12 protein-coding genes are annotated in these 15,186 nt (G+C 72.8%); 5 read left to right on the forward strand and 7 right to left on the reverse strand.

The window, feature by feature from the left end; translation table 11 throughout:
- The first annotated feature begins 50 nt into the window (after nucleotides 1–50).
- Complete coding sequence (locus AB0J46_RS14700; protein ID WP_364331187.1) at nucleotides 51–5,645, forward strand: TIR domain-containing protein; 5,595 nt, start codon at nucleotides 51–53, stop codon at nucleotides 5,643–5,645.
- 14 nt (nucleotides 5,646–5,659) lie between these two features.
- Here the strand turns inward: AB0J46_RS14700 and coaE are convergent, their stop codons facing one another.
- The 3 genes from coaE to AB0J46_RS14715 are packed head-to-tail and all read right to left on the reverse strand — an operon-like array spanning nucleotide 5,660 to nucleotide 7,066.
- Nucleotides 5,660–6,262 carry a dephospho-CoA kinase gene (coaE, locus tag AB0J46_RS14705; protein ID WP_364331190.1) on the reverse strand — a complete coding sequence of 201 codons (603 nt, stop codon included), beginning with the start codon at nucleotides 6,260–6,262 and terminating at the stop codon, nucleotides 5,660–5,662.
- A 48-nt stretch (nucleotides 6,263–6,310) separates the two neighbouring features.
- Nucleotides 6,311–6,469 (reverse strand): hypothetical protein, encoded by a 159-nt coding sequence (locus AB0J46_RS14710; RefSeq protein WP_358293803.1) that lies wholly within the window; start codon nucleotides 6,467–6,469, stop codon nucleotides 6,311–6,313.
- 24 nt (nucleotides 6,470–6,493) lie between these two features.
- The gene (locus AB0J46_RS14715) at nucleotides 6,494–7,066 is read right to left on the reverse strand and encodes a dihydrofolate reductase family protein (RefSeq protein WP_364331193.1); all 573 of its coding nucleotides are present in this window, start codon (nucleotides 7,064–7,066) and stop codon (nucleotides 6,494–6,496) included.
- Nucleotides 7,067–7,138: 72 nt separating this feature from the next.
- On the opposite strand from AB0J46_RS14715, the gene AB0J46_RS14720 reads away from it, so the two are divergent.
- Nucleotides 7,139–7,711 carry a TetR family transcriptional regulator gene (locus tag AB0J46_RS14720; RefSeq protein ID WP_364331196.1) on the forward strand — a complete coding sequence of 191 codons (573 nt, stop codon included), beginning with the start codon at nucleotides 7,139–7,141 and terminating at the stop codon, nucleotides 7,709–7,711.
- A 534-nt stretch (nucleotides 7,712–8,245) separates the two neighbouring features.
- Here the strand turns inward: AB0J46_RS14720 and AB0J46_RS14725 are convergent.
- From AB0J46_RS14725 to AB0J46_RS14735, 3 genes are all read right to left on the reverse strand, one after another.
- Nucleotides 8,246–8,701 (reverse strand): GNAT family N-acetyltransferase, encoded by a 456-nt coding sequence (locus tag AB0J46_RS14725; RefSeq protein ID WP_364331199.1) that lies wholly within the window; start codon nucleotides 8,699–8,701, stop codon nucleotides 8,246–8,248.
- A gap of 97 nt (nucleotides 8,702–8,798) precedes the next feature.
- Entirely contained in the window at nucleotides 8,799–10,796 is a 1,998-nt protein-coding gene (locus AB0J46_RS14730) for an alpha/beta hydrolase (protein WP_364331202.1), read from the reverse strand.
- A gap of 660 nt (nucleotides 10,797–11,456) precedes the next feature.
- Nucleotides 11,457–12,161: a TetR/AcrR family transcriptional regulator gene (locus AB0J46_RS14735; protein WP_364331204.1), complete on the reverse strand. Its 705-nt coding sequence runs from the start codon at nucleotides 12,159–12,161 to the stop codon at nucleotides 11,457–11,459.
- 111 nt (nucleotides 12,162–12,272) lie between these two features.
- Here AB0J46_RS14735 and AB0J46_RS14740 point away from each other — a divergent pair, with 111 nt between their 5' ends.
- Both AB0J46_RS14740 and AB0J46_RS14745 read left to right on the forward strand, forming a co-directional pair.
- Entirely contained in the window at nucleotides 12,273–13,007 is a 735-nt protein-coding gene (locus AB0J46_RS14740; protein WP_364331206.1) for an SDR family oxidoreductase, read from the forward strand.
- 278 nt (nucleotides 13,008–13,285) lie between these two features.
- Nucleotides 13,286–13,492 carry a 4-oxalocrotonate tautomerase family protein gene (locus AB0J46_RS14745; protein WP_358293814.1) on the forward strand — a complete coding sequence of 69 codons (207 nt, stop codon included), beginning with the start codon at nucleotides 13,286–13,288 and terminating at the stop codon, nucleotides 13,490–13,492.
- Nucleotides 13,493–13,671: 179 nt separating this feature from the next.
- Here the strand turns inward: AB0J46_RS14745 and AB0J46_RS14750 are convergent, their stop codons facing one another.
- Complete coding sequence (locus AB0J46_RS14750) at nucleotides 13,672–14,271, reverse strand: TetR/AcrR family transcriptional regulator (RefSeq protein ID WP_364331210.1); 600 nt, start codon at nucleotides 14,269–14,271, stop codon at nucleotides 13,672–13,674.
- A gap of 122 nt (nucleotides 14,272–14,393) precedes the next feature.
- Here AB0J46_RS14750 and AB0J46_RS14755 point away from each other — a divergent pair, with 122 nt between their 5' ends.
- Nucleotides 14,394–15,134 (forward strand): SDR family oxidoreductase, encoded by a 741-nt coding sequence (locus tag AB0J46_RS14755; RefSeq protein ID WP_364331213.1) that lies wholly within the window; start codon nucleotides 14,394–14,396, stop codon nucleotides 15,132–15,134.
- Nucleotides 15,135–15,186: the final 52 nt, after the last annotated feature.

Consider the following 15,186-nt stretch of genomic DNA (forward strand, 5'->3'; position numbering starts at 1 on the left):
TGATCGCACACTGACTCCAAATCACCGATTCCTCGGTGGATACTGAGCAGATGGCACGTGACGGCAGGCCGACCGAGATCTTCGTCAGCTACTCCCCGGCCGACACCGCCTGGGCGACCTGGATCGCCTGGGAGCTGGAGGCGGCCGGCTACCGGACCATGATCCAAGCCTGGGACTTCGTGCCCGGCACCAACTTCATCGACTTCATGGACCGCGGGGTCAGTGAGGCGCAGCTCGTCGTGGCCGTGCTCTCGCGCAACTACCTCACCTCGCGCTACGGGCGCATGGAGTGGCAGGCGGCCATGCGCGCCGACCCCGACAACCCCTCCAACAAGCTCGTCACGATCCGGCTGGAGGACGTGCAGCTGGAGGGCCTGCTGTCCACGATCACCTGGGTCGACCTGCTCGGCGTCACCGACTCCGGGCAGGCCAGGGCGCTGCTGCTGGGCCGGGTCGGCGAGGCGCTGGCCGGGCGGGCCAAGCCGGCGGCCGCCCCCGTCTTCCCCTCCGGCCGGGTCGTCCCGGCCCCGGCCGTCCCGACGCTGCCCCCGACGACCGACCTGGCCAGGGCCCGCCGCACCCCGGTGACGGCCCCCAAGTTCCCGCCCTCGGGCGGCGACGACCGCGGGCGCGAGTCGGTCAACGTCCTGCACATCGGCGGGCCGAGGTTCGGGCGGGCGCTGCCCGATCCCGGCGAGCCGTTCACGCCGGAGGACATGCAGGCCCGCATCTGGGCCGACCTGACGGCCATGTACGACCGGGGCATGCCGCGTCCCGACCTCATGGTGGTCAGCGGCGACCTGACCGAGTCCGGCAGCCTCGGGCAGTTCGCGCAGGCCACGCAGTTCGTCACCGACCTGCGGCTGCTGATCGGGCTGGAGCCCCACCGGCTGGTGCTGCTGCCCGGCCCGCGCGACGTCACCAAGGCCGCGGCCAGCGCGTACTTCATGACCTGCGAGGCCGACGACGTGAGCCCGCAGCCCCCCTACTGGCCCAAGTGGCGGCATTTCGCCGGGTTGTTCCGCGAGGTGTACCAGGGGCTCGACGACCGGGTGTTCGACGGTGGCCAGCCCTGGACCTTGTTCGAGGTGCCCGACCTGAGGGTGGTCGTGGCCGGGCTCAACTCGACGATGGCGATGAGCCATCTGGAGCGCGACGCGTACGCGCTGCTGGGCGAGGCGCAGGCCGCCTGGTTCGCCGAGCGGCTGCGCCCCTACGAGGAGAGCGCCTGGCTGCGGCTGGGCGCGATCGGCCATCCGCCCGCCGCGTTGCGGGACGCGCCCACGTTCGACCGGCTGCTCACCCACCGGCTCAACCTGCTCTTCCACGGGTCCGGCCCGGGCGTCCCGGCCGCCGGGCCGCGGCCGGGCTTCGCCGCGGTCGCGGCCCCGCGCTCCGGCCGCCACCAGGTGATCGAGATCTCCCCCGACGGCATGCGCACCTGGACGCCCGACACCGGCAAGCCCGCACGCGCCCGGCACGGCTGGCGGGCTGTGCGGGCCACGTTCACCGGCGAGACCCCCGGCACCCCGCCGCCCGCCCCCCAGCCCGAGGAGCGCGAGCCGAGCCCCGTGGAGCTGCTGCTCGACCGCATCGCCGAGGTCTGCGAGGCCCGGCACGAGCGGGCCAAGATCCGGCGCTTCCCCGACCATCTGGTGGTCACCCATCCCGAGGACGGGTTCGTCCGGCAGCTCATGATCGGCGCGCACGTCGGCGAGCTGACCGAGGCCGCCGCGACCGGGTTCGCCCGCCGCGCCCACGCCGCCGACCTGGCCGCCGAGCTGATCTACCAGGGCCCGCCGGCCTCCCGCGCGCTCCGCGACGACCTCATGCGCAAGGGCGTGCGGGTGCGCAGCTTCCTGGAGTTCCAGGGCCTGCTCGACCTGTCGGGATATGTCGCCGAGCAGACCGCCCGGCTCACCGGCGACCGCCGCTACCCGCCCGGCCTGTACGTCCCCCAGCGCTACCGCGAGCTCGACCGGCCGGGCAGCCAGATCAGGCAGGGGCTCACCGACGAGCTGATGCGGCTGCTGGCCGCCGACCACGGCCGGTTCCTGCTGATGCTCGGCGACTTCGGCCACGGCAAGACGTTCGCGCTGCGCGAGCTGGCCAGGCGCATCCCGGCCGAGCTGCCGCACCTGACCCCGATCTTCATCGAGCTGCGCGCCCTGGACAAGGCCCACTCGGTCGACGCCCTGGTCGCCGCGCACCTGGCCGGGCACGGCGAGGAGTTCATCGACCTCAAGGCGTTCCGCTACCTGCTCCGGCAGGGGCGCATCGTGCTGCTGTTCGACGGGTTCGACGAGCTGGTCACCCGGCTGACCTACGACCGGGCGGCCGACCACCTGGCCACCCTGCTGGCCGCGGCCGAGGACAAGGCCAAGATCGTGGTGGCCAGCCGTACGCAGCACTTCAAGTCGCACAGCCAGGTGCTGACCTCGCTCGGCGAGATGGTGGGCGTGCTGCCGCAGCGGCGGGTGCTCAGCGTGGAGGACTTCACGCACGACCAGATCCGCTCCTACCTGGCCAACCGGTTCGACGACGGCGACGAGGCCGGCGCCCGCATGTCGCTCATGGGCGAGATCAAAGACCTGCTGGCGCTGGCCCAGAACCCGCGCATGCTCAGCTTCATCGCCGACCTCGACGCCGACCGCCTGCGCACGGTCGCCGGCGCCCAGCACACCCTCAGCCCGGCCCTGCTGTACGAGGAGATCCTCAGCACCTGGCTGGCCTTCGAGGAGCGGCGGGCCCGCGTCCCCGGCTCGCCCGGCGCGTTGTCGATCGGCGAGCTGTGGCGGGTGGTGACCGCGCTGGCGCTGCGCCTGTGGGACAGCGGCGAGACGCTGCTCGGCGTCGACGAGCTGACCGAGATCGGCGAGACGCTGAGCGACCTGGCCTCGGGCCAGCTCTCGCCCGCGCACGCCGCGCACGCGATGGGCTCGGGCAGCCTGCTCGTGCGCACCGAGGAGGGCATGTTCGGGTTCATCCACGCCTCGGTGATGGAATGGCTCATCGCCCGCCACATCGCCGCGAACCTCGACAATCCCCTCCCGCTGACCCGCCGGCCGCTGTCGGCGCTGACCGTCGAGTTCCTGTGCGACCTGGCCGACGTACGGGCGTTGCGCGCCTGGGTGGCCGACCCGCCCGCCGACGACGTGGCCATGGCGAACGCGGTCAAGATCGCGGCCAGGCTGCGCACCCCGGCCAAGGCCGACCTGCGCGGCGCGAACCTCAAGGGCGAGGACCTGTCGGCGCGCGACCTGCAGGAGGTCGACCTGACCGGCGCCGACCTGTCGGAGGCCACCCTCGCCGGCACGAACCTGTCCAGGGCCGTCCTGCGCGACGCGAGCCTGGCCGGCGCCCGGCTCGACGGCGCCCGGCTGACCGGCGCCGACCTGACCGGGGCCGACCTGTCGGGCGCGCGGCTGGCGCAGGTCGACCTGAGCGACGTCACGGTCGAGGGCGCCCGCTGGCACCGGGCGTCCCTGATCAACGTCACCGGCACGCTGCCGCACCTGCCGGGCGCGGCGGTGGTGCCGGGCCAGCCGGTGGAGGTGGGGTTCGCGCCCGCCGGCATCGGCGTCCCGTACGGCTACCACTTCCAGACCTCCCGCCTGCCCGAGCCCATCGCCTACAGCCCCGACGGCTCGACCATCGCCATCGGCAACGAGGACGGCGGCGTGCTGCTGTGCGCCGGCGGCTCCCCGGTCCGCACCCTCCAGGGCCACCGCGGCCGCGTCTACGCCGTCACCTTCGCCGGCGACCTGCTGGCCACCGGCGCGAGCGACGGCACGGTCCAGCTCTGGGACACCCTCACCGGCCGGCGCCTGCACACCCTGACCGGCCATCCCGACGGCGTGTGGCCGGTACGCCTCAGCGCCTCGGGCGAGCTGGTGGCGGCCGGCGGCGGCGACGGCGTGGTCCGCGTGTGGGAGACCGCGACCGGCCGGCTGGTCCACGAGCTCCCGGGCCACCGCGCGCCGGTCTACACCGCCTCCTTCGGCCGCTCCCAGCTGGTGACCGGCGACTCCGCGGGCGTCGTCCGGGTCTGGGACCTGAGCGCCGGGCAGACGGCCGTGACCCTCGACGGCCACCGCGGCAGCGTCTACCGGGCCGTGCACAGCCCCGACGGCACCCTGCTGGCCACCGGCGACGAGGCGGGCACGATCCGGCTCTGGGACACCGCCACCTGGGCCCCCCGGCACGAGCTGACCGGCCACACCGGCAGCGTCTACTGCCTGACGTTCTCCCCCGACGGCTCGATGCTGGCCAGCGGCGACACGTCCGGCAGCGTGCGCCTGTGGGAGGCGTCGGGCGAGCCGCTCGGCGTGCACACCACCCACACGGCGTCCGTCTACCAGGTGACCTTCAGCCCCGACGGCCGCACGCTGGCCAGCGGCGACTCCGGCGGCACGGTCCGGCTGCAGCCCGTGGGCGGCGGCAAGCGCGTCGAGCTGACCGGCCATCGCAGCTCGGTCTGGCCGTTCGCGTTCCGTCCCGACGGCCAGCAGCTGGCCACCAGCAGCAACGACGGCACCGTCCGGCTGTGGGACCCGATTTCCGGGCAGTGCCAGCGGGTGCTGCGCGGCCACGGCCGGCGGATCTCGTCGGTGCGCTTCAGCGCCGACGGCTCGATGCTGGCCACCAGCGGCAACGACGGCGTCGTCCGGGTGTGGGAGCCGCGCACCGGGCGGCGGCTGCGGGAGTTCACCGGCACCGCCGACCGGCTGATCTCCGCGCTGTTCTCGCCCGCCGGCCCGGTGCTGGCCACCTCCAGCAACGACGGCGGCGTGCACTTCTGGAACGCCACCACCGGCGACTACGAGCGCGAGCTGCACGCCGAGACCGACCATGTGTGGGCCGAGGCGTTCAGCCCCGACGGCAACATGCTGGCCACCGCCAACGACGACGACAGCGTCAAGATCTGGTACCGGCCGACCGGCCGCATGGCCGTCGACCTGGTCGACCACCGGGGGCGGGTGCGCTCGATCGCCTTCAGCCCCCTCGGCGACTACGTGGCCACCGGCTGCGACGACAAGCTCGTCCGCCTGTGGCACGTCTCCTCCGGCGGCCGGGTGGCGACGCTGGAGGGCCACACCGACCGGGTGTACTCCGTGGCCTTCTCCCCCGACGGCCGCTACCTGGCCAGCGCCGGCAACGACGGCCGCGCGCTGGTGTGGGAGCTGCGGCCCGGCCAGCCCTGGCAGCCGCGCCTGGCGCACACGCTCACCCAGCACGAAGGCCGGCTGTGGAGCCTGGCCTTCGACGCCACGGGCCGCCACCTGGCGACCGGCGGCGACGACATGACCGTGCGGGTGTGGGAGACCGCGACCGGGCAGCTGCGGCACACCCTCACCGGGCACGCGCGCCGGGTGTGGTCGGTGGCCTACAGCCCCACGTCGGACCTGCTGGCCAGCGCCGGCGACGACGGCGTGGTGATCCTCTGGGAGGGCGGCGAGCGGCGGGCGACGCTGCTGGGGCTGCCCGAGGGCTGGGCCGCCCTGGCGCCGGACGGGCGGTACAAGGTGCACGGCGAGCCGGGCGGGCAGTTCTGGCACGTCATCGGGATGTCACGGTTCGAGCTGGGAGAGCTGGATCCGTACCTGCCGGAGGTGAGTCAGGTGCCGCTCGACTCGCCCTTCTGACCGCAGGTGGCTGACTAACCGCGGGCGGCGCGGCGTACGAGCTCGTGCCAGACCTCGTCGACCCGGGCCTCCAGGTCGTCGAGCGAGCCCTCGTTGGGGATCACCAGGTCGGCGGCGGCCAGGCGGTCCTCCCGGCTCGCCTGGGCGGCGATGCGGGCCTTGGCGTCGGCCTCCGGCATGCCGCGGTGGTCGGCGAGGCGCCGGATCCGCACCTCGTCGGCCGCGTCGACCACGATCACCACGTCGTACATGGGCGCCAGCTTGTTCTCCACGAGCAGCGGCACGTCGTAGACCACGATCGCGTCGTCGGCCGCCTGGCCCTGCAGCTCGGCCACCCGCTCCCCCACCAGCGGATGCACGATCGCGTTGAGCGCGGCCAGCCGGTCGGGGTCGGCGAAGACCACCGCGCCCAGCCGCTCCCGGTTCAGCGAGCCGTCGGGGCGCAGCACCCCTTCCCCGAACGCGGCCACCACCCGGGACAGCCCCACCGTGCCGGGCTCGACCACCTCTCGCGCGATCTTGTCGGCGTCGATGACGACGGCGCCCCTGGCCGACAGCCGCCTGGACACCTCGCTCTTGCCGGAGCCGATGCCGCCGGTGAGCCCAATCTTCAGCACCGGAAAAGACTACCCATCCCGGCGTACCCGGTCATCCCGCCGTCCCGCTCAGTACCCGCCGCGGCGTGGGGCGGCGGTCGGGCGGCGGGACGGGTTGGCCCGGCCCGTGGGCTTGAGGTCGCGCGCCGGCTGGTCGTGCCGGTGCGGCGAGCGGGCCTGCTGGTCGGACTTGGCCTGGGTGATCGTGGCGGGAAGTTTGATTTGCATACTTTTTCTCCTTGGGGGTGTGGGTCAGGCGCGGGTGAGCCAGGTGACCTGGGCGCCGTTGTCGAAGGACTCGCGCCTGGTCGGGGTGAACAGGGTGGGGCTGAACCGGCCGGAGAACATGGAGATGCCCGCCCCGGCCACCACGGGGTAGCGCTTGAGGATGATCTCGTCGATCTCCGGGAGCAGGGAGCCGGCGAGCTTGCCGCCGCCGCAGAGGTAGATGTCCATGCCGGTGTCCTCGGCCTTCAGCCGCCGGACGAGCTCGACCGGGTCGCCCTTCTCCACGTGCACCGTGGGGTCGTCGATCGTCAGCGTGCTGGAGACGACGTACTGGCGAAGGTGGGAGTACGGGCTGGTGGTGGGCACCTCCAGGGCCGGCTCGAAGGTGCCGCGGCCCATCACCAGGGTGTCGAACACCTTGTTGGGCACGCCCTCAAGGCCGACAAGCCTGCGGACGTGGGTGGGCAGCGTCTCGGGATAGCGGGTGTTGATCCAGTCGGCCATGTCGGCGGACACGGGGTAGAAGTCGAACTCGGCGCCGGGTCCGGCGATGTAGCCGTCGAGGGAGACGCCGATGTAGTAGACAAGCTTTCGCATTCGGAGCAACTCCTGCTGTAGTACTATGACTGAAGTGGTTTGAACATAGTACTACGTCTGGAGTGGTGTCAAGTGCGGAAGAACCCCGAGCGGAGGCAGGCGCTGATCGACGCGGCCATCGAGGTGCTGGCCAGGGAGGGAGCGCGCGGGCTGACGTTCCGGGCCGTCGACGCCGAGGCGGCCGTGCCCCCCGGCACGGCCTCCAACTACTTCGCCAACCGCGACGACCTGTTCACCCAGGTCGGCGGACGCATCTACGAACGTCTGCTGCCCGACGAGGCCACGCTCGCCCGCGGCCACGAGGGCGTGCAGGACGAGACCCGCTACGCCGAGCTCATGCACGAGCTGGTGGACCGGGTCACCGCCTTCAACTCCGGCTACCTGGCCCTGCTCGAACTGCGGCTGGAGTCCACCCGGCGTCCTGAGCTGCGCGCCGTGCTCACCAAGCGCATCCGCGAGGACATCGACGCCAACATCGGCTACCACGCGATGTCGGGCCTGCCGGGCGACTCGACCTCGGTGATCCTGCTCTACCTCGCCCTGAACTGGCTCATCGTCGAACGGCTGACTTTGCCGGACATCTTCAGCGAGCAGGAGGTCCGCCAGCTCGTGGACGCCGCCGTGCGGAGGTCACTGAACGGCTGACAACGCCCGGACCGGTGGGCCCCGTTCACCGGGCCGGGAGCTTGCCGAAGGCGGTGTCGGGCGAGGCGAGGCCGAACTGGTCCGTGTGGAGGACCTGGGTGCCGGTGGCGGGCGGAGACGCCGCCGGACGAGCCGCGCAGGACGACGAGCGTGCCTGCGCGGCCGTTCTGGGCCGGGGCGCCCGTGACGTCCAGGACCTTGACCGTTTGCCCGAAGCGGTCACCCGCCTGCGACTGCTTACCGATCGGGTCGGTGACGCTCCCATCGGGAGCCGTCATGGCGTCCAGGATGATGAGACGGGCCGCGGAGAGCACCGGGCCGCAAGGCGAGCTCTTCGACCTCGGGATCACCACAATCCCGCCCGCTCCCGCCTGCCCGGACGCCGTGGCGTCGGGCACCGGACAGGGCGGAGGCCGTGCCGTACGCCCGCGCCATGGACGCCGCTGGTGGCCATCGAGCAGATGTGGCCGTGGGTCCGGGCAGGGTGGAACAGCGGCGTCGCAGGCGAAGGCCATGTGCGCCCGCGGGAAACGATCAGTCTGCGCTGCGGCGCAGGTGGATCAGGGTGAGGTGGTCGTCCATCCGCTCCCGCCGGGTCTCGCGGTAGCCGAGCCGCCGGTACAGCCGCAGGTTCCCCTCCGACAGATGCCCCGTGAACAGGTCGAACGCCCCCGCCTCCGGCACCTGCTCGTGCAACGCCGCGAGCAGGGCCGTGCCGAGCCCCTGTCCCTGCCGGTCGGGCGCGACCACGAGCCGTCCGACCAGGCAGGTGGTGCCGGCCACCTGCCCGCGCACTGCGGCGACGATCCGGCCGGCGTCCACGGCCTTGAGCACGACGCCCGTCTCGACGGCCTTGCGCACCTGCTCCAGCGACTCCACGAGCGGCGGGATGTAGGGGTCGCCGTAGAGCTGGGCCTCGCTCACGTACGCCGCCCGCTGCAGGGTGAGGATCTCGCCCGCGTCCGCCGCCACCGCCCGTTCGATCTTCACGCCAGCACCCTATCTGCTGCCTTCCCACCGCCACTGCCGCTTCCCCGCCCTCCGACCGCCCGCTCCCCGGCCTTGGACGGCCCTCTCGCGCTGCCGGCTAGGGAGCGTTGCCCGCCGTGAGCTCGCCCGGGCAGAACGTGCCCTGCTTCGGCAGGACGCCGTTGACCAGGTAGTCGTGCACCTTCGTACGCAGGCAGGCCGCGCGCAGCTTGCTCACGCCCTGCGCCAGGTACGCGCCCTGCCCGTCCCCGTGCCACAGCACCCTCGCCCCGGGGATCTGCCCGGCCGCCCTTGCCGCCCCGGAGGACGGGGTCTCGTTGTCCAGCCGTCCCACGCCGACCAGCACCGGGGGCACCTTGAGCCCGCCTGGCAACGGGTGCGGCGCCCAGCCCGGCGAACGTGCCACCCCCAGGCACCTGGCGACCTCCGCCCGCCCACTCAGCCACCCCACCCGGGGGGCCGCCTTCCGCAGTCGCGCCTCCACCTGGAGAAAACGGCGATAACCGGGCACCGCCAACCCGAAGTCATGACACCACCTGACCCCCTCCGCACTTGCCGGCCCCACCTCCCCAACCTCGGACGCCACTCCCCCCACCACACCGGGAACCGCCTCCCCAGGCTGCGACACCGCCCCCGCCGTCCCTGAAGCCCCCCGCACATCGGACGCGACGCCTCCCCCCGCCACTCCCGAGGCCACCGCCCTAGAGGCTGCGGTACCAGGAGCCGCCGCTCCAGGAACTGCCGCGTCCCGAACCGCCGCGTCCCGAACCGCCGCGTCCCGAACCGCCGTGTCCGGGACGGCCGTGTCCGGGACGGCCGTGTCCGGGACCGCCGCTCCAGGAACTGCCGCTCCGCGCCGAGAGGTCGCCCCAGCCGGTCCCTGAGGCGTCGCCCCCGACCTCCCCGGCAGCGCCTCAGAGGGCCAGGTGCCGGCCGGTGCGGGAGGCGTCTGCCCTGCGCCGAGGGGTGTTCCCACCGCACCTTCGGGGGCCGCCTCGCCCGCACCGAGGCGTGCTCCGGCCGTACCTGCGGGGGGCGCCTGGCCCGGGCCGGGGGTTGTTGCCGTCGGGGCGGGAGGGGTGGGCTGTGGGGGCTCGGCGGGGAGCAGGGCGGCCAGGCCCGTGGCGTCGCCCGTTCGGGCTCTGGAGAGGGCCTGCGCGAGCGCCGGCCACCGTGCGGGCGTGAGGCCCGCCCATACGGCGGCGGCGATCTCGTGGCCGCTCACCGTACGTTCGCCGCCACCGAGCCGCAGAGGCGCGCGCCTGACCAGACCGTCGAACACCCGGACGGCGTCCGCGCGGCCGAGCGGGCAGCCGGGACGGTTCCGGCACCAGTCGCGGAAGTACCCGAGCTGCCGCTCCTGGGCGCGGGCGTGGGCGAGCAGCCGCCGTTCGAGCCCGGTCTCGGTGTGGTCGGGCAGCCCCTCCAGGTACATCCGCCCGGCCCGGCCGGGGAACAGCTCCAGGTACGCCTGCCCGTACACGCTCCCGTAGCCGTTGCCGAGGTAGCGCAGCCGCGACTCCCCCAGCGCGGCACGTACGGCATCGAGGTCGTGGGCGACCTGCCAGGACGTCAGCCCGGCGTAGTCGGGCCCGAGCGCGGCGCGGCAGGCCCGGTCGTAGACGGCGTTGTCCCGGGCGAACGCGCGCCAGGCCGTCCGCCCCTCGGCCACCTGCAGCCGGGCCGGGTCCGGCCGGGGGCGGGGGCACGCCCCCGCGTGCCCCCCATCCCCGGCCCCGCGCGCCTCGACCAGCACGACGTCGAACCATCTGGCCAGCTCGCCCACGGTGTCCGGCCGCGCCGCGACCTCTCGTACGACCGACGCGGACCCCGTGTTGACCACCAGCGCGCCGAGCCGCCGCAGCGGGTCCTGGGCGGGCATCATGGCGAGCTGGACGGCCACGCGGCCCTCGCGCGGCCTGGCCCAGTCGGCGGGGACGGGCAACGTGGCGCACCGCATCCCGCCGCCGCACTCGGACCAGGCGAGCGTCTCCCGCCCAGGTGCCGGCCGCACCGCCCCGGCAACGCCCCGCTCCTCCAGCCCCGCCGCCCCGAGCTCCGACGCTCCCGGCTCCTGCCCTGCCGATCCGGCCACCCCAAGCTCCGAGTCGGCCGATCTGGTCGCTCCCAAGACCGCTCCAGCCGACCCGGTCGCATCCTTCTCCGGCTTCTCAGGCCAGGCCGCCTCAGGTTGCGGCTCCGTGAGCTCGGTCACGTCGCGTTCCGGCCATGGGGTGGGCGAGGCGACCAGGCGCATCGCCCGCCCGACTCCCCCGCCTGCAACCGAAACCAGGACGGTGACCGCCGCCACCACCGGGATCACGCGCCGAACCATACGCACCGCATCGCCCCCGAACGCTCGTACCTCCAGCCGCATGTCAGTTTCCCAGCGGCCGTCTTCGCAGGTAGAGAAGTCGTAAAAGGTCGATGGGTAAAATCTCGCGCCCGCTCGGCGATTCTCCGTGCCACCGAACCCTCGCCCCCTCACAGAACCCCGCTCGGGCCAGAGGAGGGAAAAGACAGATCGGCTGTAATCAGACCCTCAAGGGCTGCCCAGCCCCCCTGCGGCTCAGCCTCCCCGCCACAGGCCACTCTTGAGGGACGCGACGCGCCACATGCCGGGGTGGCACCAGCGCCTCCGCGTCGTTGCCGTCCGTACCTGGTGGGGAAACGGCGAGAAGGCAAACCCGGGCAGCGGGGCGCTACGCCGCGAAAGCCGGCGACCGAGCGGGCAGCGTGTTCTTGAGCGTGGCCGTCATCCTCGGACGGGTTGCGTGATGCGCTCAAGCCATCGCCGCAGAAGGGCGGTCTCGGCCGGTTCCAGGGCCTCGGTCCCGGTGAGATCGAGTTGTGCGTGCAGGCGCAGCGCGGCGGCGTACAGCGGGTCGGCGTCGTTCTGAGCGGCCGGCCCGGTCAGGACGTGCGAGAACACGGCGTCTCGCATGCGGTGGGACAGCGCGGGGTCGTCGAACAGAGCCGGTCTGGCGATGTGGTCGAGGGCGGTGCCGACGTTCGCCGACAGGATCAGCTGAGCGGCGGTCTGCGGCTCGGCCTTCAACACCCCCGCCGCCGCGCACCGCGTGAGCGCCGCCACCAGCAGGTCCATCACGCGATCTCGCGCCGTCGAGTGTGACCACGGCCGCGGAGTGAACATCAACTGGTAGAGGGCCGGCTTCGCCCGGGCGAAGGCCATGTGGCCGTCCCAGCCGGCGTGCAGGTCGGCGACCGGGTCGCCGGTCTGCTCCTGGGCGGCCTTGAGCGCGGCATATTGCTCGTAGCCGTGGTCGGCGACGGCGTCCAGCAGCCCGCGCTTGTCACCGAACAACCGGTAGAGCACGGGCTGGCTCACGCCGACCGCCTCGCAGACCGCGCGCGTGGCCACCTCGTGATCCAGGGACGACGCCAGCTGCCGCTCTGCGGCCTCGATCATCGCCGCGCGAAGCGGGTCCGTCTCTGCCATGCGATCGATGATAGCGCCAATCAATAGCGGCGATACGACATGTGCTACCGTCGATTCTCGTAACGCCGATACGGAAATCCCGTATCGGCGCTAGAAGCCCAAGGAGTTTCCATGAGTGACCAGCGTGTGGCCGTCGTCAGCGGCGGTTCCCGCGGGATAGGCAAGGCGATCGCGGTGGCGCTGGCGGCACGGGGCTGTGCGGTCGCAGTGGGGTTCCAAGGGTCGGTCTCCGCCGCGGCGCAGGTGGTCGAGGAGATCGCGGCATCCGGCGGCCAGGCCATCCCGGTTCAGGCCGACGTGGCCGACGGTGACGCCGTCGCGGAGATGTTCGAGGCGACGGAGAAGTCCTTCGGCGGGGTCGATGTGGTCGTCAACTCTGCGGGGCGGCTGTCGTTGTCCCCGATCGCGGACCTCGACCTCCACGAGCTGGACGCTCTGCACCGCACCAACATCCGCGGCACGTTCGTGATGGCCCGCGAGGCCGCGCGCCGCGTGCGCGACGGTGGCGCGATCGTCAACCTGTCCACCTCCGTGGTCGGCCTGCAGTTCCCGGGTTACGGGGCGTACGCCGCCAGCAAGGGAGCCGTCGAGGCGATGACACTGGTGCTCGCCCGGGAGCTGCGCGGGCGGAACATCACGGTCAACGCGGTCGCGCCCGGCCCGACCGCCACCGAGCTGTTCCTCGACGGCAAGACCGAGGCGACGATCCAGCAGCTCGCCAAGCAGCCGCCGCTGGAACGGCTCGGCACCCCCGAGGACATCGCCGAGGTCGTCGCGTTCCTGGCGAGCCCGGCCGGGCACTGGATCAACGGCCAGGTCGTGCGCGCCAACGGCGGGATCATCTGATGGCCGCCGCGCGACAGGCCATCGTCGCCACCGGGGCCTCCAGCGGGTTCGGCCGGCGAGCCGTTCCAGAGCGGCGGGCGCGTTGCGGTCCGCGATTCGCCTCATGCCGACGCCGACGGTGTGCCCAGCTCGCGCCAGGGTCGAGCCGTCAGGACGGTAGCGAGGTCGTCTCGATCGTCGCCGACCGTATCCGCGCCGAGTCCTACCGCCGCGCCGGCAGCGCAGACCTCCGGCCATCCGCGGCCTCACTCTGAATCCCCACACGAAAGGAAACCGACATGCCGTTCGCCAACCTCAAGGTTCCCGCCGACACCCTGACCCCCGAGTCCAAGAAGAAGCTCATCGACGCAGTCACCGACGCCTATGCCACCGTCTACGGAGAACGAGCTCGGGCCACCACCCTGGTCCTCCTGGAGGAGGTTCCGGACGGCGGCTGGGGTCTGGGTGGCAACATCCTCACCGCGGACATGCTCGGCCGCAGCTGACCCGTCCAGGACGCCGGGCCGCCCCCGGCCCGGCTCTACCCCCCCACCACGCACATAGAGACCGATTGACCTGTCCCGAATCGCCCAACCAAGTCACGGATGTACCGCGCCATCCCGGACAGCAGGGCGAGCCGCGGCGAGTGACCGCACCCGGGGTCGGGTGGGCCGGGGGCCGCAGATCAGGCGCGGAGGGCGTCGATCAGGGTGTCCACGGCGGCGAGCGCGACGGAGGTGTCGAGTCCTGCGCGGGAGACCAGGGACAGGCCCTGGACGGTGAACAGCAGGAGCTGCGCCTGGGCCTCGGGGGTGGCGGCCCGGGCGACCTCGCCTTCGGCCTGCGCGCGGCGCAGGGCGTCGGCGACGATCCGGGTGAAGCGGCCGTGCGACCGGGCGACGATCTCGCGGGCCTCGGCATCCTGCGGAACCAGTTCGGCGGTGGTGTTGCCGATCATGCACCCTTGCGGAACGCCGGCTTCGGAGGCGTACTCCTGCGCCCGGGCCGGGTTGGCGAGCACCTCGCGCAGCGCCGGCAGCACCGGCCCGGACGCCAGCGCCGCGATCAGCTCGCGCTCGTAGGTGTCCCAGTACAGCTGGACCGCCGCCAGGTAGAACTGCCGCTTGTCGCCGAAGGCGCCGTACAGGCTGCCCCGCTCCAGATCCAGCGCTTCGACGAGGTCCTGGATGGAGGTCTCTCCGTAGCCCCGCGACCAGAACAGCAGCAGCGCGCGCTGCAGCGCCTGGTCCTTGTCGAATGCGCGAGGGCGTCCTGTCCGTGCCATGTGCCCAGGTTACGACTTTTTGACCGCTTGCACAAAAGTATGTACGTTGAAGGCCGAGCGACTTATTGAACGGCTGCATAGAAGTCGTCGGCTCTCGCACCGGCGGAGAAAGGCAGAACCCCATGGACTTTCACAGCAAGACGGCGCTGATCACCGGATCGGGCGCCATCGGCGGGCTCGGGCACGCCACGGCGAAGGTTCTCGCCGCCGGCGGGGCGAACGTGATCATCACCGGCACCGACCCGGGCCGCGGCGCCCAGGTCGTGGACGACGTGCGGACCGGCGCGACCGGCTCCGTACGCTTCATCGGCGCCGACCTGGCCGACCCGCAGGCCGTGCGGCGGCTGGCCGAGGAGGCCGGGGCGGTGGACATCCTCGTCAACAACGCCGGTGTCGTCCCGTTCAGCGCGACCACCGACCAGGACCTCGCCGCCTACAACGCGGCCTTCGCGGTCAACGTGCGCGCGCCGTTCATCCTGGTCGCCCAGCTCGCACCGAAGATGGCCGCCGGCGGGGGCGGCAGCATCGTCAACGTCACCTCCACCGCCGCCGGCCTGGGCATGCCGCCGATGGCGGTCTACGGCGCCACCAAGGCGGCGCTGGAGTCCCTGACCCGCACCTGGGCCGCCGAGTTCGCCGCCTCCGGCGTACGCGTCAACGCCGTGGCGCCCGGCCCGATGACCACCTCCAAGGTGGTGGCGGTGATGGGACCGGACGTCGGCGGCATGGGCCTGACGACCGCGCTCAGGCGCGCCGCCGCCCCGGCCGAGGTCGCTCGCGTCATCGCCTTCGTCGCCGGAGACCAGGCCAGCTATGTGACCGGCGCCGTCGTGGCCGCCGACGGCGGACGCACCGCCATCTGACCCCGAACGCACCGGCCAGAGCCACGTCCGCAGTACGGGGCCGGCCTCCGGC

The sequence above is a fragment of the Nonomuraea sp. NPDC049758 genome, from assembly GCF_040674635.1.
GTDB lineage: Bacteria > Actinomycetota > Actinomycetes > Streptosporangiales > Streptosporangiaceae > Nonomuraea.